Below are 21,539 nucleotides of genomic sequence, written 5' to 3' on the forward strand. Positions count from 1 at the left end.
GAAGTAACGGCTTACTATATGACATAGGCGAGAAAAGGAGTAGAGCGGGCATATGTGCGGTATTACCGGGTGGGTTAATTTCAAACGAAATCTGGTGCAGGAGCAACCTGTGATCCAGAAGATGGCTCAGACATTATCGAAACGAGGTCCGGATGAGTACAACGATTGGGGCGCACCACATGTCCTGTTCGGTCACCGGCGACTGATTGTAGTAGATGCTGCAGGAGGCAAACAGCCGATGCAGCACACTGATGAGCGCGGGACTTATACATTGATTTACAATGGGGAGCTCTACAACACAGAAGATATTCGGAAGGAATTGAAGCAGCGTGGATGGTCCTTTCAAGGGCATTCCGATACGGAAGTGCTGCTGAAAAGCTATATTGAGTGGCAGGAAGCGTGTGTCGAGAAATTTAATGGGATATTTGCATTCGCCATTTGGCATGACAAAACAGAAACCCTCTTTTTTGCAAGGGATAGATTAGGCGTAAAACCACTCTTCTTTATGGAACAGGATGGCGGGCTGTTGATCGGGTCAGAACTGAAAGCAATCCTTGCTCATCCAGAAGTGGAAGCAGTACTTGATAAGGAAGGCGTTTCGGAGATATTGGCACTCGGTCCATCACGGACACCTGGCCACGGCGTCTTTAAAGGCATCAAGGAATTACGAGCAGCACACATTGGAAAATTCGATCGGAATGGCTTGAAGCTGACTCGATATTGGAACGTGGAAAGCAAAGAACATACAGATTCTATAGAAGAAACTGCTGCAAAAGTAAGAGAACTTCTGACAGATTCCGTCATCAGACAGCTTGTATCAGATGTGCCGCTTGGCACCTTTCTGTCAGGCGGCATCGACTCCAGCGCGATAACCGCAATTGCTGCGAATCACTATAAAGAAACAGGCAAAGGGCAGCTTTCAACATTCTCGATTGATTTTGACGGGAACGATACGTTTTTCAAGAAAAGCGATTTCCAGCCGGCAAGCGACCAGACTTTTGTTGAGAAAATGCAGAAAGCCTTTGGAACGAACCATAAGACATATGTAATGGATAATCTGTTATTGGCTGGCTCGCTAAAAGAAGCAGCGATTCTTAGGGATTTGCCTGGTATGGCGGATGTCGACGCCTCATTATTTTGGTTCTGTGAACGAATCAAGGAGAATGTTACGGTAGCATTATCAGGTGAATGCGCAGATGAAATCTTTGGTGGATACCCGTGGTTTTACCGGGAGGATGACTTGAACAGAGAAGGTTTCCCTTGGATCCGATCAGCTCAAGTCCGTAATGGCTTGCTGAAGAAAGAATGGCAGCATGATCTTGATTTGCATGGCTATATGCTGGATAGATATCAAGAGACTATTGATGAAACACCAATGCTGCCTGGTGAACAAGCAGAAGCAGCAAAACGGAGACAAATGTTTTATTTGAATATGCATTGGTTTATGCCGACGCTGCTCGATCGAAAGGACCGGATGAGCATGGGAGCAAGCTTCGAGGCCCGGGTTCCGTTTAGTGATCATCGATTGGTGGAATATGTGTGGAACATCCCATGGGAAATAAAGACGTACGGCAATAAAGAAAAGGGCATACTTCGAAAAGCACTCGAAGGAATCCTGCCGGATGAAGTGCTTTATCGGAAGAAGAGTCCATATCCGAAAACACATAATCCAGTTTATACGGCTGCTGTCGTTCAGTGGATGGAAGAGATTCTCCGGGATGATGATGCGCGCTTATTCGACTTATTCGACCGGAAGGCCATTGATGCACTTGTCAAAAGCAAAGGTCAGGATGTAACTGCTCCTTGGTTCGGTCAATTGATGACCGGTCCGCAGCTGCTGGCACATCTGGGACAGATCGACTTTTGGCTGCGGCATCATGATGTGAAGATTCGTGTTTGACTTCGGGAGCTGCTAAAGGCTCCTTACATAAGAAAAGTATTTTCATTCGGAGTGATATCGGCTATAATGATTCGCGGGCTTTGCGCAGGAATAGCTTACGAACGTTCTGCGCAAGCTTTTTAATGTATGGGACTTATGAGGAGGTACATAATTGTTCTACTTTGAAGTAAAACGTATCGTGGTCGTCATTTTCGGAGCTTTGCTCAATGCAGTGGCACTGAATTTCTTCCTGATACCTGCAAGTGTATATGGCAGCGGCTTTACCGGTGCTGCCCAGCTTTTATTCGATTTCTTTGCACAAGTACTTGGCATCACCTCGATCGGTACTGGGATTTGGCTTTTCATATTGAATGTTCCAGTAGCTATCCTTGGTTGGATGAAGGTGGGCAAAGGCTTTACGATTTATAGTCTCTTTTCAGTTGCTTGTATGACAGTCATGCTGGAGCTGCTTCCTATTCATGCTCTTTCGGATGATATCATCCTGAATGCCGTATTCGGCGGCGTCATTGCAGGTGTTGGTGTTGGTCTGACACTCAAATGGGGAGCTTCTACCGGAGGAATGGATATTGTCGTCATGATTTTATCCCGTCTGAAGGATCGCCCTGTTGGCACATACTTCCTGCTTTTGAATGGAGTCATCATCCTTCTTGCCGGTGTCTTGAATGAACCAGCCAATGCCTTGTACACGCTGGTAACGCTATATGTATCGACTCGAGTAATCGATGCGATCCATACACGCTATGAGAAGGTGACAGCAATGATTGTCACTACCAAGGCGGACGAGCTGTCAAAAGCGATTTATAATAAAATGGTACGGGGTATTACGATCATTCCTGTTCGAGGCGGCTACACAAAGCAGGACAAAAATATGCTGATGCTCGTCATCACTCGTTATGAATTATATGATTTGGAGCACATTATCAAGGAAGTGGATCCATCAGCCTTCATGAATGTCGTAGAGACAGCGGGTATCTATGGATTCTTCCGTAAAGATAAATAAAAGCTGAGGAGCATTATAGCTCCTCAGCTCTTTTTAATAGCCTGCTTCTTCCATGACAGCGACGACTTTCGCAGAAAGCTCGTCCCAATCTGCGTTCGGCAGCTTGTTGATTGTAATGAAATTCTGGAAACCGAAAACATTATCGACACCTTCAACTGTCATCAGCTGATTCATGATGTCGTATTCGCTCGTTTGTCCAGGCATGACAGATACGCTGCCGTTGCCTTCAAAGATAAGTTTATCAGTTGTAAATTTCTTTGCATTCGGATTTGGGGTATTTTCCACTCTAATACTCATGCTATTGGCCTCCTTGCATCCATACTTACCACTATCATAGCAGATAGCGGACGATTTAAAAAGCGGGAGATAACTTGGTTAAACAGAAACAGGTTTGGGTAGTGAATAAGGTGAAGAGGAGGGATATGGGTGGTGGTTCGTGTTTTTTGCATTGGCAGTATATCGGGCATTGCACTATCAGTCTGGATGTATCTTTGGCAGCAATTAACTAGCAGTAAGGTGTATACATTATTGCTGAATGTCGATTTCATTCCCTATTTTCGCCAGGTGGATTGGAATGAACTTATGCTCAACATCTTTCACATTATTATTTCCTGGGCAATTGTCCTTGTTTTCTTCTTATTGGTAAATAAGATTGGACTAGGCAAGTGGTTGAGTAGTATTGGTCTAAGCCTCTGTGCGGCCTCTGTATATTTTCCATTATCCATTCTTGCTAAACAGTCAGTACCAGCTGTAGATGATTGGTTGACTATTATAATCTGGTATACCGGTCACTTACTATATGGTCTTCTGGTAGTAAAACTGACCGATTTATTTTATAATAGTAAATTTTTAGGGAAACAAAGATGAAGGTTGCTGTTGTGATATAATCAACCTGCAATCTTAGCTAATACACCAGGAGTTAAGTGCTTAATAAAAATAGAGGTGTAAAGTTTGAAGAAATACCAAGAGATATTTATGTCAAGAATTAATGAAAGTTTTGCAATGTTCAAGCAGCAGGAGACGATACGAAAAGGGGATTTATATCAGTTAATCCATCAAATAAAAGGAACAGGAGCATCCATAGGTCTTAATACCTTGTCTGAAGTTGCAGAAGTCCAGTTGCTCTGTATAACGGAAATAGATGAGGAACGTCTGTCAAAGGACATCTGGATGCCAATAATAGAAGCTATCGAGGCAGAATTGCAGCAGCAAGCTGAACTTCCGGTCAGACCGCGGGAATTCATCAGACAGGAGCCTGTGCTGCTTATATCCAGCAATAATGACTGGCTCATGCGAGCGAGGGAACGTATCGAGAAGGAAGGGCTCCAAGTAATTGTAGCCGCAGACAAAGAACGTGCGATTGCGCATCTTTACGAGGCGCATCCGCTTATGACGCTGATAGATGGCAGGTGGCGTGAGCATTTAAAGAAGGAAGATATATCCTATGTTCAACAGAAGATGTTTTCCTTTGTCATGTTCATTGGAGGTAATTTGAAATTCGAGGAAAAACAGCGATTCTTCCGCAATGGTATAACCGATATTATTGATCAGCATGAAGTGGACGAGTTGGTAATTGAACTCATCTTTAACCGTTTGAAGCTTTTGGATACGCTGGAACAGCGAGTCGTTGTCGATCCATTAACGCAAGTTTATAACCGCTCATTCTTAGCTGGCTTCCCAGCTGGCCGGGAGGCAGAGCTCACTTGTGCCGTGCTTGATATTGATAATTTTAAACAAGTAAACGATACATATGGTCACGCAAGCGGTGATATTGTGCTGCGGAATTTTGCTGCATATTTTAAAGGTGCTGTGAGAGAAGAGGATTACATCATCAGGTATGGAGGGGAAGAGTTCCTTCTGCTCATGCCGGGAATTACGGATGAACTTGCAGCAAGCCGCTTACGTGAAATTCTGGAAGGCTATAAACAGCAACAGCATGAGCTGGCTCAAACAACAATCTATACATCCTTTACAGCAGGTATAGCATCGAAAGGAAAAGATGAGCAATTTTCGCTGGATCATTTGATCGAACAAGCTGATCAAGCCCTGTATTTCGGGAAACGTAATGGAAAACAGCAAGTAAATGTTTATGAAGCTTGTCATCATAATATGGATGAGAAGCCTTATAAATCTCTTTATCTATCTGTAGTGGATGATGATACCATCATTCGTTCATTGCTTCATGATAGTCTGGAAGGTTTGCGGATGGATGGCTATCGTGTACAGCTAAAGGCTTTTGCAGACGGAAGCTCCTTGCTTGACTCCGATTGGATCAGACAAGCGGGCAAGCATATTGTTCTGCTTGATGGAGTCATGCCGGATATGGATGGGCTAGAGGTGCTGACAGCTTTACGTACATATTCAAACGAAAAGAATTTGTTTGTCATGATGCTGACAGGCAGACAGGATAACCAGGATGTAGTAAAAGCTCTGGAGCTTGGAGCGGATGACTATATGACTAAGCCATTTCATGTCGAAGAAGTGGCAGCCAGGATCAAAAGGCTGACGCTCCGCACCTAAGAGGAGGAAATAAGATGGCAAAGATATTAGTGGCGGATGATGAGGAAGTATTGCGTATGTTAATCACAGATACTTTGGAAGATGAAGGTCACGAGATTGAGAATGCAGCTAATGGAAATGAAGCTCTAAAGAAAATGCAATCAGAAAACTATGACTTGGTGATTCTGGATAATATGATGCCTGGCAAGACAGGTATCGAGGTGGCTCAGTCGCTGTCTGAGGATTGGAAGCAGAAATGTCCGATCATTATGCTGACAGCAAAGACACAGCAGTCTGATATCGAAGAAACGAAAAAAGCGGGCATTGCCTATTATAGGGCTAAACCATTTAGTCCCGCTCAATTGATTATATTAGTAGAGGATATTCTCGATGCCTAATTACTTTCGAAAAACGATCAGGCGGCAGTTCCTTTATATTCTTTTCTTTGTACTGCTGGCCACGATGCTAGGTGTTGCTGCCTTCTTTTATATGCATTATTCCACTAATAAGCAATATGAGAAGGAGCGGGATGTTCTTGTTGAAAAGCGGGGAGTTCTGCAGAATATTAAATCCGACTTTAGTGATATGGTATTCCATATGCGGGGCTACGCTCTTTATACAAATGACCAGGAAAGACAAAATGCAGAAAGTTCTCATGCACATTTGGAAGATAACCTGGACAAGCTGGAAGCGTTCGATCTTTCTTTGGAAGAAAGAGATAACCTGACACGTCTCCAAAGTTTTGAGGATATTTATTGGGATACGTATTATCCAGAGCTGCAGGAAGCTATCGAGTCGGATAATCTGAAAGGATTTGCGGATGATGTAGTCGATGAACGGATAGATGAAATCAATGAAATTCTGCATGTGACGGAAAACCTAAGACAGCATAACGAGGATGCTATATCCGAGCTGCATAATGAATTTATGCAGGATAACACGTGGGAATCTTATATGCTGCTGCTCTTTGTCCTGCTTATCTTCGGAATTTTATTATTCTTTAACCGACAATTCACGCGGAACATCGGGAAGCCTTTGTATGATTTATCAACTGCTTCCTATGATGTTGCACATGGGAAAAATGTGACCATTGCGCCTCTTGAACGAAGTGATGAAATCGGTATTCTATCGGATGCTTTCCGTGATATGACTAAACGTATTCAAAATCGGGAGCAAAATCTTTCTAAACAGAACGCTCAGCTGACGGATCAGCAAGAACAGCTGGAGAGCTATGTCAATGATCTGCGTAACTTGAATTGGGCATTGAATGAATCCTCGATGGTGATAGTTCTGGATAACAAAGGGATTGTCAAACAAGTAAATGAGAATTTCAGTTCCATTTCCATGTATCCGGAGAAAGAGCTTATCGGAAAGGATTTTCTCAATATTATTGCGCTAGAGGCGAATAGGACAGATATCAGAACAGTTTTTCCTGAGCTGTTTCAAGGGCAGGCTTGGAGCGGAACACTGGAGCATCGGAAGAAAGATGGAACAAGCTATTGGGTGCATGCAACAATTGTGCCGTATTCAAATGAAGATCAGGTTATGGAACAGCTTATTGTAATTGAACAGGATATTACGCGAATCGTAGAGTCAGAAAGGATGCTTCGGGATTCTTTGCGTGAGACTGAGGAAACAAAACAAAGCATCGAACGAATGAATCGTATGAATAATACATTATCCGTTACGATGGAAAAGCAAGCCCTTCTGGATACAACGATAAAAGAACTGTCTGCTCTTTATCAGTATGATAAAGGCGTCATTTTTATGGCAGAGACGTCGGAATATGCTGCAATCGGAATCACAAAACAATTTAAAGCGCCAGTAGCTGCATATTTTCAGACAGTGGTACAGCGTCTGGAAGAAAATCCGGAACCATTTGTACTTGAAAGGCGGGCAGACAAAGGGGAAGCGGGTTATCGTGAAAGCGGAATGAGTGAAGATTTGCATATCCCTGTGCATAACTCGGCTGGAGAATTAGTTGCTGTATTTATATGTACGAGATTCCAGCGTTCTTTCCGGGAGTCAGAAAAGAAAGAACTGAATTGGATTTTGAAACGACTCAGCTTATTCTTGGATAAGATTGAATCGTATGAGCTTACAGAATATAATAGACAACTTAATCAGGATATTATCGATAATGTGAATGAAGGTATCCAATTTGTAAGCAACACGGGGGATTTACTGCAGTACAATGCCAATTGGCAGGTATACCTGCAGCTTGCTGCCGTGCAATCCCGCCGGGACGCTTGCACTGATTACGCTAGCTGGATGGAATTTAGTAAAACATACGTTGAAAATCAAGAAGCGTACGAGGCATACGTGAACCAAGCTATTTTCAAAGAGGAACAGCCAGAGGGTGGTCTGAGGCTTCGTGTCAGCGGAGTACAGAATAAAGTGCTGCTTCTATATCACGTCAGTATTACACGTCATGATGAGAAAATTGGTACCCTTTTTGTTTACCGTGATATTACAGCGGAATACGAAGTGGATCAAATGAAATCTAATCTGGTTAGTACGGTCAGCCATGAATTAAGAACTCCTCTGGCAAGCGTACTTGGTTATACAGAGCTGATGATCACCAAGGATTTAAAGCCGGAGCGCCAAGAGCTTTACTTGCAGACGATTCATCAGGAAGCGACAAGGCTGACGAATCTGATCAATGACTTTCTCGATTTACAGCGCATGGAAGCCGGGAAGCAGGAATATGTGAAAGAAAAACAGCCTTTCACACCGATTGCGGGGCAGGTGATCAAGAATTTCCAGTCTATGAACACTAATCATAATCTCGTCCTTCAGCAGAATAGTGCATATGATCATGTGAGTGTGGACCACGACAAAATGATTCAGGTACTGACAAATCTCATTAGTAATGCCATTAAGTTCTCACCGGAAGGCGGAGATGTGGTCGTTTCTATTCAACAGCAGAAGCATCAGCTTTATGTCCATATTTCTGACGAAGGAATCGGCATTCCAGATCAGGAACTAGGACGATTGTTCCAGAAATTCAATCGGCTCGATAATTCCAGCAGTCGCAAAATTGGCGGTACTGGATTGGGTCTTGCTATTTGCAAAGAAATCGTCGAAGCCCATGATGGGAAAATCATGGTCAGATCCGCCGAGGGTGAGGGCAGTGTCTTTTCAATAGTATTGCCTTTGGTTGAGGCAGATGTGCATGTCTTGCCAGAAGTAGAACAAAGCCGCCAAATAATTCTTCTGGAGGATGATCGAAGCTTAGCAATTCTTCTGGAGGATGAGCTGAGGGATGCCGGCTTTGCTGTGAACCGCTTCATCACTGGAGAGGCACTTATCGAACAGCTGCCGTTATTAAAACCAGCAGCATTTGTTATAGATTTGATGCTTGGCGAGGGGGTGGATGGCTGGGATGTTATACAAGAAATCAAACAGCATCCAGAACTGCGGCATATCCCTATTTTCATTTCTAGTGCTATACAGGAAATGGAAAAAGCGAAGCACTATGAAATCAATCATTATTTAATCAAACCCTACCCGCCGAATAAGCTGTCGACTGTAATTTTGCAATCGATCTTGCAGCCAGGTAACAAAGGGATAATTGCATTTGAAAAGGAACAGGAATAAGAAAGAGGCAGATCCGAAAACCGGATCTGCCTCTTGTGTTACTGGTCGAGCTTCTGCTCGAAGTCCTGCAATTGCTGCTTTTCTTCTGCAGTCGCATCGTTATAGGCAGATTGGATAGTCTCTTGCGCTGTTGCAGAGTCATCCTGGCTTGGTTTATTAGTCAAGCCCTGCACTGTTTTCTTGGCTTTTTCGAAGAAGTTTTCCATCCTAAAACCCTCCATTATGGCTTTCTGATTGATGCTTCTTCACACTATCGCTGAAACGTTCGCGGTAGACGAAAACATCGTCATGCTGTCTTACCGATTGCGCTCCTTGACTCGTGAACCGTTTAGATTTACTCCTCTTACTCATTCGTTACCCCTCCGAACGTCTAAAGAAGTAAAAGCATAACCGGCTTTACCCGATTACGCTTTTAGTTTGCTCCTTGAACGCAGGAAGTATGATTTGTAAAAATTGTTAATTCGTCGGCACTTCCAGCTTCAAATAAGAATGAAGGAAGGTTGCAATGCCATCCTCCATATTCGATCCGGTTGTGTAGTTGGCGATTTCTTTCAACGGCCCGATAGCATTACCCATTGCAACTCCTGCACCGGCATACTCGATCATTTCCAGGTCATTGTCTTCGTCACCGAAGGCGATGATATTTTGCTGCGGTATACCATAATAATAGGAGATCTTTTGCAGACCGACTGCTTTGCTCAGCCCTTTGCGAATGATTTCGATGATATGGTAAGGAGCACCCCAGCGTCGATGCTCAATTACTTCGGCATGCTCTTTCTCGAGTGTCTCCCGGATGGAAGCAACTTGGTTTTCATGCGGATAAATGAGCAGGGAAGTTGGATCATCCTGCAGCGCTTGATTCAAGCTGCCAACTTTTATCGGATCATCTTCTTCCTCTAAGTGGAACAAGTCCAATAAGTATTGGTCGAAACGATCGATATATACATCATCCATCACTTCTGCAATGATATTTTTCACATCAAGTTTATTGCATGTGTCCACAATTTTTCGTGCTGTACGGACCGGCATCGGGGAGTGGACAGCGTCCCATTTTTTATCATCCGGATGATGGATGAGCGCTCCGTTGAAATTCACCATCGGGGTAGTAAGCCCGAGTTCACGATAATAAGCCAAGGAAGCACGATGCGGCCTGCCTGTTGCAATAACGACGACATGACCAGCATGTATTGCTGCTGCTATGGCTTGCTTGTTCTTTTCAGAGATATGTTTATCATCTGTTAAAAGTGTTCCATCCAAATCAAGTGCTATCAAATGTTTTTCCATTTATTATCACCTCTATATTGTACATTATAGTGTATCCTTCTCTTTCTCATCTGTAAAGAAATCGTCAAGACGAAGGAGTATCGATTTACAAAAGCGGCCTGGACAACTAAGATGAAGCAGTAGGTAATGGAAAACGTAGAAGAGGATGAAGCAAATGATCGTCATTAAAGAAGAAGTCTGGAACGAGGTACCGTTGCTGCGTATTGAGCAAGCAGGTACTGAGGATCAAGAACTTCCTGTGTTTACATATTTCCATGGCTTCACAAGCGCCAGGGAACATAATCTGCCAATTGCATACATGCTGGCTGAAAAAGGATATCGCGTACTTTTGCCAGAAGCGCTCCATCATGGTATTCGGGAAGACGGTATAAGCAGCAGCAAGCGTCAAATGGAATTTTTCGCAATCGTAAAGCAAAATCTGTATGATTTGCAGCAGATTCATCAGTACGCATCCGAAAAAAGATTAATAAAGAATGAACGGTTTGCAATCGGTGGTACAAGCATGGGTGGAATCACGACATGTGCTGCACTTACACAATTTGAATGGATCAAAGCTGGTATGGTCATGATGGGATCGCCTAAGATTGCATCTTTCGCGCGCGGAATGGTGGATGCGGTAAAGAAATCCGGCGTCGAAATGAATATACCAGAGGAAGAAATGGAGCAGCTATTCACCTCTTTAGAGAAAATTGACTTATCTCTGCATCCTGAGGCGATCGGTGACCGGCCAATGTTCTTCTGGCATGGTGATCAGGACCCTGTTGTTCCATATATTCATTCCCGCAGTTTCTATGAAACGCTGGAATATGAAGGTGCAGATCAGGAGCAGTTCACGTATGTTACGGAAGCTGGATCTGGCCACAAAGTATCCAGAAAAGCGATGTTAGCCGGAACAGCTTGGCTGGAGAAGGTACTGTAGCAGTTTATTTCTATTTTACCGAAAATATGTTTAAATAGATGCAGACAAACAGTTTCTTGAACTGGTATAGAGGAGGAGTAAGAATGGATCAAGCATTGGAAGAGAATATGCTCGGTGCACTGGAGAATGTTATCGACCCTGAGTTGGGAATTGATATTGTTAACCTTGGCCTGGTATACGGTGTAGATATAGATGAAGATGGTACTGGCATCGTTACGATGACGTTGACTGCAATGGGCTGCCCGCTGGCTGGCCATATCGAACAAGATGTCAAACGCGTCCTTATGGATATTCCAGAAGTGAAGGAAACAAAAGTAAATATTGTATGGAGTCCGCCATGGTCCAAGGACCGCATGTCCCGCTATGCGAAAATAGCTCTCGGAATTCCGGATTAATACACTGTCCTCCTGCTTAAGCAGGAGGGCTTTTTTTGCACATAGGACACTTTCCCGGCATAGGCTGAGTGTGTAAAGGGGGAGGGTTCATCGTGACGAATTCTTATGAACAAACATATCCGCAGTCTCATCACATGATGAATATGTGTAAGCAGCATAAAAACCAATATGTCCTTGTGCAGCTTATGGATGGCTATCAATTGGATGGGATTGTTTTGGATGTGGATGACGAGTATGTCCATCTCGCAATACCAGCAGATGAGCAGTATGATTATGTGGAAGAGGATGACGACGAATACCGCAATCCATACGGTTATCCGGGTTATGGATACGGGTATGGATATCCTGGCGGTCGCTTCCGCCGGCTGGTATTACCGCTGGTAGGCTTGGCAGCACTCAGCCTTATTCCGTGGTAAACGAAAAAACCTTGCCAGATGGCAAGGTTTTTATTCATGTTCTTCCCCTTTTGGAAGAACAGCAGATACAGTCCATACACCTAGACTGAAGATGATTGTCATGACGATAACAAGTGACATATCGTATGGATCACCGGACATGCTCGTCAGCACAAACGCTACGACAGCACTAAGGACGAAAGCCCAAATAATTGTTGCAACAAACCGCATTAGTATCACCTCTATCATTCACACATATACTTCTATCATAGCAGGTTCCGGTCAAAAAGAAAACGATTCTTGTGCAAATCCTCACATGGATAGGAGCGGTGAAATTTATGCATTTCCTCGTAAGTCAGTGTTATTCCTGGGAAGGGTATCATTTAGTCCAGGCATTACTGGAAGATGGCCATGAAGTATCAGGCTTGCATGGGCAATCCTTGACAGATAAAGAGTCACATTTAAGTATGTATATTGGTCGTCATGCCATGTTCCGTGAAGGAATTCAAGATACGGATTATAAAGCGTATGTCAGTTTCTTCGGAACAGCGGATGAAAGAGTGGAAAATCAATCTTGTGTAGATATCAGTTACGCTGCAGAGAATACTTCTGAACTTGAAAAACAGATTCTGTTACCGATCTTATACGGCGAATGGATGCCAAGAGATGAGGAAGCAATTCAATGGAATAACAAACGAATTTTGTTTGATGATGAATATTTCCATAAAAATGCGCTGCCTATCAAACCTGTCATGCAAACCATCAGCAAGCTGTTATCAGGTGATGGAACTATGACTAATTATCGCTTTTATACAAAAGAGGTGTGTCCGGAGCAGGAAGATCGAGCAACTATTGCTCTTACACGCAATTTAAAGGATGATTTATCGGCTTTACACAAACACTATGCACAATTCAGATTCTTTTATGAATAAGCCTGCTCCGCACAGTCCAGTTTTCATTTTTTCTTAATGTATTTTGCTGCGTGATTTTTTAGATGTTTTACATATGGAGAGAGTTGCTCATAAGTCTCCATGATTGTGCCAGCTGTCTCCATCAAATTGAATTCTTTTTTTGGTTCTTCTTTTTTAATTTCCTCTTGTTCCTGCTCTGGATTTCTTCTCTTTCCAAAAAGGAATTCATCCATACGATCATTTCTTCTCATCTTCGCACCTCCATACGTTAAAGTATGTTCGCAGTCTGCATCTTGTCTATGTAATTACCTAGTTTATTGGAAGTGAGATATTTTGTTTTCACTTAAGAGCTTACAGAACAAGAAAAATACGTTACAATATATTTCAGATTATGCACTTTATCATGGTCATTATAATTATTGGACATGTCAGATCAGCTTCAGCATGATTTTTTGCTGAAGAAGGAGGAAACAATCGTATGGAAAAGAAAAGAGTAGTTGTCACGGGACTAGGTGCGGTGACACCAGTTGGAAATGACGCCGCTACAACGTGGCAGAACCTCTTGGAAGGTAAATCGGGTGTTGATGTTTTGACCCGTGTTAATAAAGATGATTACCCTGCGAAGGTGGCAGCGGAAGTAAAGGATTTCAATCCTGAAGATTATATGGAGAAGAAAGATGCGAAACGCATGGATCTTTTCACACAATATGCGGTAGCAGCGAGTAAGATGGCTGTCGAAGATGCAAAACTGGAGATTACTGACGAAAATGCAAACCGTATCGGAGTTTGGATCGGTTCTGGTATTGGTGGAATGGGCACATATGAAGAACAGTTCGAGAAACTAATGACGAAAGGTCCTCGTAGAGTAAGTCCTTTCTTTGTACCAATGATGATTCCGGATATGGCTTCCGGACAAGTATCCATCCAGCTTGGTGCAAAAGGAATCAACTCTTGCTCCGTTACAGCGTGTGCATCTGGAGCGAACTCGATCGGAGATGCCTACAAGGTTATCGAACGCGGTGACGCAGATGCGATGATCACAGGCGGATCGGAAGCACCTTTGACAAAGATGGCTTTCGCAGGCTTTTCAGCTGCCAAAGCACTATCCTTCAATGATGATCCGAAGACAGCAAGCCGTCCTTTCGATGCCAACCGAGATGGTTTCGTAATGGGAGAAGGAGCAGGTATCTTAATTTTAGAATCACTTGATTCCGCCTTGGAACGCGGTGCAACTATTTATGCTGAGATTGTTGGCTACGGAGCATCGGGTGATGCTTATCATATCACTGCACCAGCTCCAGAAGGTGAAGGTGCTGTACGTGCGATGCGTCAAGCAATGGAGGATGCAGGCCTGCAGGCAGAAGATATCGACTATGTTAACGCACATGGGACAAGCACAGAACTTAACGATAAATTCGAAACAGCAGCTTTAAAACAGCTTCTTGGAGACCATGCTTATCAGACAGCTATTTCTTCTACGAAATCAATGACAGGCCATATGCTTGGTGCTGCTGGAGCGGTGGAAGCAATCATATGTGTCAAAGCAATTCAGGAGGGTATGATTCCTCCGACAATCAATCAAACGGAGAACGATCCACTTTGTGATTTGGATTATGTACCGAATGAGAAGCGTGAGAAGAAAGTTCGCGCTGCTTTAAGTAATTCACTTGGTTTTGGCGGCCATAATGCTGCACTTGTATTCAAACAATATCAGTGATTTAGAGAACCCCCTAATTCTTAGGGGGTCTTTTTATTTTTTCAATCATATAATACAAGAATAAATCTTTGCTGGTTGGTCATAATGTATCCTACTACAAGCCACACGGGACGCACTCCCCACACCCAATGGTTTCAGCTGCATGCAAGTGCGTACCGGAGTGGATTAGCAGAATCGAAAAGCAAAGTGAGGGTTATCTATGTTATTTATGCATGATATTTGGGTGAACTGGTTTGAAGGAGAAGAAAATGGCTATAACGTATGCTCATTTCATGAATGGCGAAAGGAAGACGGCATCGAACTGCTCGATCAGGTACCGCTACTCTACATAGAAGATGCGCTGTTCGCATACATCGAGAATGATTTAAGGGAGCTTCCGAAGCAAATGCTGGATATGATTCACCGAAAAGCTTTCCTGCGTAAGAACCAAGAGCGGATCGCCATCGATTATGCTTGCATTATAACGAACGGAAAAGCAATCCTTGCAATCGATACGATGGGCTATATCACGCCGGTCAGAAAAAGCAGGCTTATTCCGCGTCAGGAGCGGCTCGTCTATCAAATGATTGAAGATGCCCATCCCGAAACCTTCAGCTGGCAAGCAGAAGAGGAAAAGAAGGAATATCATATCTTATCCCTGAAGCCCGACTTGATGGTTGGACTGACAAGGAAAGAGAGACAGCTGAAGCAGCTTCTGATGATGACGCTGGATCAGCTTGAGACGAGTGAGAATTTGGAGCAGGTCAGATACTGGCTGACAGAGTGGAAACCTGAAGAGTACCATGAGCATCGTTCATTAGAATTTCAGGAAGCATGGCAGAAGCTGTATGACGGAGTTTCCGTCGGCTGGAGCAAGAAGCAAGAGGAACTATGTGAAAAAATGGTAAAAGGCCAGCCTTTCTATGAAAAGCTATGGGAGCTCGAACAAAATGATCAGGCAAAAACCTCATAAAAAATAACCGGCAGTTATCTGCCGGTTATTTTTTATTTACCGCGACCTAATCCCATCGCTTTTTTCGCTTTGCGCAATGTTTTGTTCGCAACTGCTTGTGCGCGTTCTGCGCCCTTATCAAGCACCTCATCCAATGCATCGCTTTCCATCCATTCATAATAACGCTGCTGGATTGGAGACAGCATGTTAATGACAGCATCCGCAACAGCTTGTTTGAATTCCCCATAACCGCTGCCTGCAAATTCCTGCTCGCTTTCCTCAATCGTCTTGTTGGTGGCAACCGAATAGATTGTAAGCAGATTGCTGACACCAGGTTTGTTTTCTTTATCATAGCGTACGACACCCTCGGAATCGGTAACCGCACTCTTGATTTTCTTCTCGATTTGCTTCGGTTCATCCAGGATGAAAATAGAAGCCTTCAGATTCGCATCTGATTTACTCATCTTCTTCGTTGGCTCTTGTAAGGACATGATCCGAGCGCCGACTTTCGTGATCTGGATATCTGGCACTGTGAAGATATTATTGAAACGGTTGTTGAAGCGCTCGGCTACATTGCGAGTCAGCTCCAAATGCTGCTTCTGATCATCGCCCACAGGAACGATATCCGTATTGTATAGAAGAATATCGGCAGCCATTAGCGGCGGATATGTCAATAAAGCAGCTGAAACGCCATCTTTTCCATCTGATTTGTCCTTGTACTGTGTCATGCGTTCCAATTCACCAATATAGCTGATGGATTGGATCATCCATCCTAGCTGCGTGTGCGCCGGTACTTCCGATTGGATGAAGAGAACGGATTTCTCCGGGTCGATTCCAGCAGCCAAGTAGAGTGCTGCGAGTGAACGGATCTGTTGTTTGAGCTTCAATCGGTCCTGCGGTACAGTGATTGCATGCTCATCTACAATACAGAAGTAGCATTGGTTCTCTTCCTGCAGTGCAGGAAACTGGCTAAGAGCGCCGATGTAGTTACCGAGTGTCAAACTGCCGCTCGGCTGAATACCTGAAAAAATAGTCTTCATCTTAAAATCATCCTCCTAAAAAAAGACACAAAAAAATCCATTCGCTGCCTGCATTTGCTGCAGGGACGAATAGACCGCGGTGCCACCCTAATTATCCTCCTGTATGAAGGATCACTTGATGCAGTTAACGCCTGCTTAAACGGCGGGACACAATCCCGCAGCTCCAAAAACCCAATTTCCGCTACCCATGGTGCTTGTTCTCACCAGCCACAAGCTCTCTTTAACCAGAGGAGTACCGTACTATATTTTCTTCGTCGCTGTTATATTCCTGTTAGTTATTCATTATATGCATGTTGCGACCGGTTTGCAAGCCGGTCTGTCAGAATAGATAGTAGATCGCAAGAAGGATAAGCAGGATGCCGATCAGTACCAGCGCTTGGAAACGTATATAGGAAAGGAAATTCCGATTCACCCAATCAGATGGAGCTCCGTTCTCTTCAAAATCATAGAGACCGCGACTTTTGAATTTACCGAACTTACGGAAGCTGTGAACAATCCCGTCCAGCACCCGTCCTTTAATGACGACTAAGATCAACGTGACTACAAAATAGAAGAAAGCCACATAAAATACTGCATTTATAAGATGAAAAAGATCTTTTTCTCCTGTCAGGAAGACAGTAAGAGTTATAAGCAAATTGATGACCAGTAGAATCCAATGCAATTTCCCCAAAATAATACCCGCCTTACAATATAGTTTTAAAAGCAAGTATATCATACCTAGGTAAATGATAATTTGTAAATAGATTCCCTTCCGCACCTCAAAGCATTTAGTACTAGTTGAAATGATTCAATTGTGTAAAAAGCATAAAATTTGTGCAAATTCCATGAAATCAAACTAGTAAATTAGTCCTATTTTTTGTTATGAAAATGCAATGTTTTCGCACTTTTGTAAAATTGCTATAAAATTAGGGGTGCACAAATTGTGAGAAAACTTGTATAATTCTAATTGCGAACAAGTTGTTCGTAGAAAAGTGATAAAATTTAGAATTTTTGGGGAGGTCATGTTTTCACATGAGAAAGACGAACTGGTTATTACTTGCACTTGTTTTAGTTCTAAGTTCTTTCCTTGCAGCATGTTCCGGCGGTTCTAGCGGTTCCGGCGGCAGCGGAGGAGAAAGCGGCGGAGACAGCGCTTCAGGCTCTGCAAACGGCGATCAGATTTTTAACTTGCCTATCACTGATGAGATCCCTTCCATGGATCCATCCAAAGTTGAAGATGCTCTTGGGATCCAATGGGTATCCGAGGTTATGGAAGGCCTTTACCGTTTAGATGAAAACGGAAAACCTGTTCCTGGTATGGCTGATGGGGAGCCCGAAATCAGTGAAGACGGTCTTACTTATACATTCAAAATCAAAGAAAACGCTGAATGGAGCAATGGTGATCCTGTAACTGCTCAAGACTTCGTATTTGCTTGGCAGCGCGCAGTTGATCCAGCTACAGCTTCTGAGTACGGTCCATATATGATGGGCGGCGTTGTAAAGAACGCAACACAAATCTCATCCGGAGAGATGGATCTTGAAGAATTAGGAGTAAAAGCTGAAGGCGACAAGACATTGGTTGTAGAACTTGAAAAAGAAGTTCCTTACTTCCAGTCAATGACTACTTTTGCTACATTCTTCCCGCTTAACCAGAAATTCGTTGAAGAGCAAGGGGATAAGTTCGGTCTAGAACCAGAAAACATCCTTTCCAACGGACCTTTCGAAATGACAGAGTGGAACCACTCTCAAAGCATGAAATTCGTGAAAAACGAAACATATTGGGATGCTGAAACAGTTCAGCTTGAAGAGTTGAACCTAACTGTAGTTAAAGATACATCAACTGGTGTAAACCTTTATGAAACTGGTGAACTTGACAGAGCAGGATTAAGCGCTGACTTTGTTGATCAGTATATCAATGATGCTAACTTTATTACAGAGCCAGAACCAACTGTATTCTACTTGAAAATGAACCAAAAACGCGGTGGTGAAGAGGATACACCATTCGCTAACGAAAACGTACGTAAAGCAGTTGCACAAGCAATCAATAAAGAAGACTATGTTAACGTAATCCTTAACAACGGATCTACTGTAATCGACGGTTTAATGCCGGCAGATTTCGTTTCTGGTCCAGATAACAAAGACTTCCGTGAAACTAACGGTTCCCTTCTTCCTTATGACCTAGAAGCTGCACAAGCTGCATGGGAGAAAGCGAAAGAAGAGCTTGGTACAGATGAAATCACAATCGAAATGCTAGGTGATGACGGCGATACGGCTGCTCAGACTTCTGCATACTTCAAAGACCAGTTGGAGAAAAACCTTCCTGGCCTAACAGTTGAAAACAAACAAGTACCATTCAAACAGCGTCTAGAGCTTGATAATGCGCAAGATTATGATCTACAAGTAGCTGGTTGGGGTCCTGACTATGTGGATGCAAACACGTTCATGAACCTTTGGGTGACTGACGGTGCAAACAATGGTATGAGCTATTCCAGTGAAGAGTACGATGCATTGATCGAATCTGCAAACGGCGAACATGCTGGTGATCCAGAAGCTCGTTGGAACGACTTCCTCGAAGCTGAGAAAGTATTGATGGAAGATGCAGCTATTGCACCTCTTTATCAGCGTTCCCGTTCTGCACTACAAAGTCCGAAGGTTCAAGGCGTATTCAAAAACGCTTCTGGTCCAGACTACGAGTACAAGTGGGCATACGCAGATAATGCGGCTGCTGAACAATAATAATTTCATAGTCTTTTAACTGAATAAGGTATAAAAGGCAAGAGAGAGTATATCCAACTTGATTGGCTTATACTCTCTTTTACCGTTAATGCGCATTTTGTCGGATAATAACAAATTTTCAAAATTCGAGGAGGAGAAGAGCTATGGGGAAATATATCGCACAACGTATAGGCTATATGCTGATCACTTTATTCCTAATTGCTACCATTTCGTTCTTCCTGATGCATTTCCTGCCAGGAACACCAATAACGAATGAAAATAAATTATCACCTGAACAAAGAGAAATCATCTTGGAAACATATGGCTTAAATGATCCGCTGCCAGTACAGTATGTGAAATATATGGGTGGACTAGTAACAGGCGATTTGGGAGTTTCTTTCCAATATGACAACCGTGGTGTGACGGAAATATTGATGGATAGAATAGGACCTTCTATGCAATTAGGTGCACAGGCACTATTGATTGGTACGATCCTTGGAGTCCTTCTTGGATTAGTAGCAGCCATCTACCATAATGGTTTCATGGATTATACATCAACTATCGTAGCCGTTTTGGGTACATCTATCCCTTCCTTCGTATTTGCAGCATTGCTTCAATATGTACTTGCTGTACAGTTGGGCTGGTTCCCGGTAGCAACCTGGGAAGGCTTCAGCTATACGATACTTCCTACCATAGCGCTGGCGATATTCCCGATGGCCACCTGCGCCAGATTTGTCAGGACTGAGATGATTGAAGTGCTTGGCGAGGAGTATATCACAACTGCAAGAGCGAAAGGATTGAAAGGCTCTGCCATCATCTTCAAGCATGGAATCCGTAATGCGCTAATTCCTTTGATTACCGTATTGGGACCATTAGCAGTTGGTTTGCTTACAGGAACTTTGGTTATTGAGAAAGTATTCGCTGTACCTGGAATAGGTCAACAGTTCGTTAGCTCGGTTACAACAAATGATTTCCCTATTATCATGGGAACTACACTACTTTTTGCTGTATTCTTCATTGTAATGCTGTTGATTATCGATATCCTTTACGGATTGATTGATCCTCGAATCAGACTGGCTGGAGGTAAATAACATCATGGAAAATCCTAAAAAGAATATTGATAAAAACTTATTTCAGCTGGCAAACCGTCCCGAGGAGCAAGGGGATAAAATAGCAAGACCTAGTACGACACTTTTACAAGATGCTTTTAGAAGTATCAGAAAAAATGTGTTTGTGATGATATCCATTATTTTGCTTGTGTTTATCCTGGCAATGAGTATCATCGTACCAATGGTATCTGATCACAGTTATACAGAGCAGAATCTAAATGCTTCCCTTATGAAACCGCGCGTACCTGGATTGGAAAAGATGGGTATTTTTGATGGTAAAGAAACAAAGAACTTTGTTGGTAATAATGTACAAGCTGCAACACAAAAAGCAAATGTAGCTTATGATAATGCTACTGATTATATGGATGTTGAGGTTGTAAATGAAGGAAACGGTTCTCCTAACTCTGCCGAAGTTAAGGTAACTTACGACAAATATGGTGCAAAAGACATGGCTGATGAATATTACTACTTCGGTACTGACCGACTTGGCCGCGATCTTTGGGTACGTGCTTGGCAGGGTACTCGTATTTCCCTGTTGATTGCTTTTGTCGCCGCTGCAATTGACTTGGTCATTGGTGTTGCATATGGCGGTATTGCTGGTTATTTTGGCGGCAGAGTAGACAACTATTTAATGCGATTCTTGGAAGTTATTGTTGGTTTACCAAACTTGGTTGTCGTAATACTGATGATTCTAATACTAGATCCTGGATTATGGGCAATTATTATCGCACTTTCGATAACAGGATGGACCAGTATGGCCCGAATTGTACGTGGTGAAGTACTCAAGCTAAGAGGACAGGAATATGTATTGGCTGCGCGTACACTTGGTGCTTCTAATTCAAAAATAATTGGAAAACACTTAATACCGAACGTTTCAGGGTTAATCATTGTTAATACAATGTTTACAATACCATCTGCTATATTCTTTGAAGCCTTCCTAAGCTTCATTGGTTTGGGCTTGCCAGCTCCAGATGCTTCCCTGGGAACACTTATCAATGATGGCTTCACATCCATTTTGATTACGCCGCACGTTATTCTATGGCCGGCTATCTTGATTTCTTTGATTATGATTTCCTTCAATATCCTAGCAGACGGACTGCGCGATGCGTTTGATCCGAAGATGCGTAACTAATTAAAGGCGGTGA

Annotated in this window: 23 protein-coding genes and 1 other annotated feature; of the genes, 15 read left to right on the forward strand and 8 right to left on the reverse strand. The window is 43.1% G+C overall.

Features of this window, described 5'->3' with window-relative positions; translation table 11 throughout:
- The first annotated feature begins 52 nt into the window (after nt 1–52).
- Entirely contained in the window at nt 53–1,900 is a 1,848-nt protein-coding gene (gene asnB, locus CHH91_RS12475) for an asparagine synthase (glutamine-hydrolyzing) (RefSeq protein WP_095223784.1), read from the forward strand.
- Between the two features lie 151 nt (nt 1,901–2,051).
- A complete protein-coding gene (locus tag CHH91_RS12480) occupies nt 2,052–2,900 on the forward strand; it encodes a YitT family protein (RefSeq protein ID WP_095223785.1) in 849 nt (282 codons plus the stop codon).
- A 33-nt stretch (nt 2,901–2,933) separates the two neighbouring features.
- Here the strand turns inward: CHH91_RS12480 and CHH91_RS12485 are convergent, their stop codons facing one another.
- Nucleotides 2,934–3,197 carry a NifU N-terminal domain-containing protein gene (locus CHH91_RS12485; RefSeq protein WP_095223786.1) on the reverse strand — a complete coding sequence of 88 codons (264 nt, stop codon included), beginning with the start codon at nt 3,195–3,197 and terminating at the stop codon, nt 2,934–2,936.
- A gap of 129 nt (nt 3,198–3,326) precedes the next feature.
- Between CHH91_RS12485 and CHH91_RS12490 the strand changes: the two genes are divergently transcribed.
- From CHH91_RS12490 to CHH91_RS12505, 4 genes are all read left to right on the forward strand, one after another.
- Nucleotides 3,327–3,767, forward strand: a complete 441-nt coding sequence (locus CHH91_RS12490) for a hypothetical protein (protein ID WP_095223787.1) — start codon at nt 3,327–3,329, stop codon at nt 3,765–3,767.
- A 108-nt stretch (nt 3,768–3,875) separates the two neighbouring features.
- Complete coding sequence (locus tag CHH91_RS12495) at nt 3,876–5,420, forward strand: GGDEF domain-containing response regulator (RefSeq protein ID WP_095223788.1); 1,545 nt, start codon at nt 3,876–3,878, stop codon at nt 5,418–5,420.
- Nucleotides 5,421–5,434: 14 nt separating this feature from the next.
- Complete coding sequence (locus CHH91_RS12500; RefSeq protein WP_095223789.1) at nt 5,435–5,797, forward strand: response regulator transcription factor; 363 nt, start codon at nt 5,435–5,437, stop codon at nt 5,795–5,797.
- Nucleotides 5,790–8,999: an ATP-binding protein gene (locus CHH91_RS12505; protein WP_095223790.1), complete on the forward strand. Its 3,210-nt coding sequence runs from the start codon at nt 5,790–5,792 to the stop codon at nt 8,997–8,999. The genes CHH91_RS12500 and CHH91_RS12505 overlap by 8 nt, the downstream gene beginning before the upstream one ends.
- Before the next feature lie 38 nt (nt 9,000–9,037).
- Here the strand turns inward: CHH91_RS12505 and CHH91_RS20290 are convergent, their stop codons facing one another.
- The 3 genes from CHH91_RS20290 to CHH91_RS12510 all read right to left on the reverse strand — a co-directional run bounded on the left by CHH91_RS20290 (nt 9,038) and on the right by CHH91_RS12510 (nt 10,283).
- A complete protein-coding gene (locus CHH91_RS20290; RefSeq protein ID WP_176465779.1) occupies nt 9,038–9,205 on the reverse strand; it encodes a DUF3813 family protein in 168 nt (55 codons plus the stop codon).
- Between the two features lies 1 nt (nt 9,206).
- Complete coding sequence (locus CHH91_RS20605; RefSeq protein ID WP_170937469.1) at nt 9,207–9,350, reverse strand: hypothetical protein; 144 nt, start codon at nt 9,348–9,350, stop codon at nt 9,207–9,209.
- Between the two features lie 105 nt (nt 9,351–9,455).
- Nucleotides 9,456–10,283: a Cof-type HAD-IIB family hydrolase gene (locus CHH91_RS12510; RefSeq protein ID WP_095223791.1), complete on the reverse strand. Its 828-nt coding sequence runs from the start codon at nt 10,281–10,283 to the stop codon at nt 9,456–9,458.
- A 154-nt stretch (nt 10,284–10,437) separates the two neighbouring features.
- Between CHH91_RS12510 and CHH91_RS12515 the strand changes: the two genes are divergently transcribed.
- The 3 genes from CHH91_RS12515 (at nt 10,438) to CHH91_RS12525 (ending at nt 12,013) form a co-directional block, all read left to right on the forward strand.
- Complete coding sequence (locus tag CHH91_RS12515; protein ID WP_095223792.1) at nt 10,438–11,202, forward strand: prolyl oligopeptidase family serine peptidase; 765 nt, start codon at nt 10,438–10,440, stop codon at nt 11,200–11,202.
- An 83-nt stretch (nt 11,203–11,285) separates the two neighbouring features.
- On the forward strand, nt 11,286–11,597 hold the full coding sequence (locus CHH91_RS12520) for a metal-sulfur cluster assembly factor (RefSeq protein WP_038559343.1): 312 nt from the start codon (nt 11,286–11,288) through the stop codon (nt 11,595–11,597).
- A gap of 92 nt (nt 11,598–11,689) precedes the next feature.
- A complete protein-coding gene (locus CHH91_RS12525) occupies nt 11,690–12,013 on the forward strand; it encodes a hypothetical protein (protein WP_286160776.1) in 324 nt (107 codons plus the stop codon).
- 30 nt (nt 12,014–12,043) lie between these two features.
- Here CHH91_RS12525 and CHH91_RS12530 read toward each other — a convergent pair whose 3' ends face one another.
- Nucleotides 12,044–12,223, reverse strand: coding sequence for a DUF2929 family protein (locus tag CHH91_RS12530; protein WP_141234162.1), 180 nt, complete (start codon nt 12,221–12,223; stop codon nt 12,044–12,046).
- A gap of 107 nt (nt 12,224–12,330) precedes the next feature.
- Here CHH91_RS12530 and CHH91_RS12535 point away from each other — a divergent pair, with 107 nt between their 5' ends.
- The gene (locus CHH91_RS12535; protein WP_095223794.1) at nt 12,331–12,924 is read left to right on the forward strand and encodes a hypothetical protein; all 594 of its coding nucleotides are present in this window, start codon (nt 12,331–12,333) and stop codon (nt 12,922–12,924) included.
- Nucleotides 12,925–12,947: 23 nt separating this feature from the next.
- Here the strand turns inward: CHH91_RS12535 and CHH91_RS12540 are convergent, their stop codons facing one another.
- On the reverse strand, nt 12,948–13,154 hold the full coding sequence (locus tag CHH91_RS12540; protein WP_095223795.1) for a hypothetical protein: 207 nt from the start codon (nt 13,152–13,154) through the stop codon (nt 12,948–12,950).
- A 227-nt stretch (nt 13,155–13,381) separates the two neighbouring features.
- Here CHH91_RS12540 and fabF point away from each other — a divergent pair, with 227 nt between their 5' ends.
- Complete coding sequence (fabF, locus tag CHH91_RS12545; RefSeq protein WP_095223796.1) at nt 13,382–14,620, forward strand: beta-ketoacyl-ACP synthase II; 1,239 nt, start codon at nt 13,382–13,384, stop codon at nt 14,618–14,620.
- Nucleotides 14,621–14,819: 199 nt separating this feature from the next.
- A complete protein-coding gene (locus CHH91_RS12550) occupies nt 14,820–15,572 on the forward strand; it encodes a YjbA family protein (protein WP_095223797.1) in 753 nt (250 codons plus the stop codon).
- Between the two features lie 32 nt (nt 15,573–15,604).
- Here CHH91_RS12550 and trpS read toward each other — a convergent pair whose 3' ends face one another.
- Together trpS and CHH91_RS12560 are read right to left on the reverse strand one after the other, a co-directional pair.
- Nucleotides 15,605–16,591 carry a tryptophan--tRNA ligase gene (gene trpS / locus CHH91_RS12555; RefSeq protein ID WP_095223798.1) on the reverse strand — a complete coding sequence of 329 codons (987 nt, stop codon included), beginning with the start codon at nt 16,589–16,591 and terminating at the stop codon, nt 15,605–15,607.
- Between the two features lie 58 nt (nt 16,592–16,649).
- Nucleotides 16,650–16,855 (reverse strand) — a binding site (T-box leader).
- 55 nt (nt 16,856–16,910) lie between these two features.
- Nucleotides 16,911–17,261, reverse strand: coding sequence for a DUF3899 domain-containing protein (locus CHH91_RS12560; protein WP_176465780.1), 351 nt, complete (start codon nt 17,259–17,261; stop codon nt 16,911–16,913).
- A gap of 341 nt (nt 17,262–17,602) precedes the next feature.
- On the opposite strand from CHH91_RS12560, the gene CHH91_RS12565 reads away from it, so the two are divergent.
- From CHH91_RS12565 to opp3C, 3 genes are all read left to right on the forward strand, one after another.
- The gene (locus tag CHH91_RS12565; RefSeq protein ID WP_095223800.1) at nt 17,603–19,306 is read left to right on the forward strand and encodes a peptide ABC transporter substrate-binding protein; all 1,704 of its coding nucleotides are present in this window, start codon (nt 17,603–17,605) and stop codon (nt 19,304–19,306) included.
- A 143-nt stretch (nt 19,307–19,449) separates the two neighbouring features.
- Nucleotides 19,450–20,376, forward strand: a complete 927-nt coding sequence (opp3b, locus tag CHH91_RS12570; RefSeq protein ID WP_095223801.1) for an oligopeptide ABC transporter permease — start codon at nt 19,450–19,452, stop codon at nt 20,374–20,376.
- A gap of 4 nt (nt 20,377–20,380) precedes the next feature.
- Nucleotides 20,381–21,526 (forward strand): oligopeptide ABC transporter permease, encoded by a 1,146-nt coding sequence (gene opp3C, locus CHH91_RS12575; RefSeq protein ID WP_095223802.1) that lies wholly within the window; start codon nt 20,381–20,383, stop codon nt 21,524–21,526.
- Nucleotides 21,527–21,539 lie beyond the last annotated feature (13 nt).

The sequence above is a fragment of the Virgibacillus sp. 7505 genome (assembly GCF_002272135.1).
Taxonomy (GTDB): Bacteria; Bacillota; Bacilli; order Bacillales; family Amphibacillaceae; genus Terribacillus.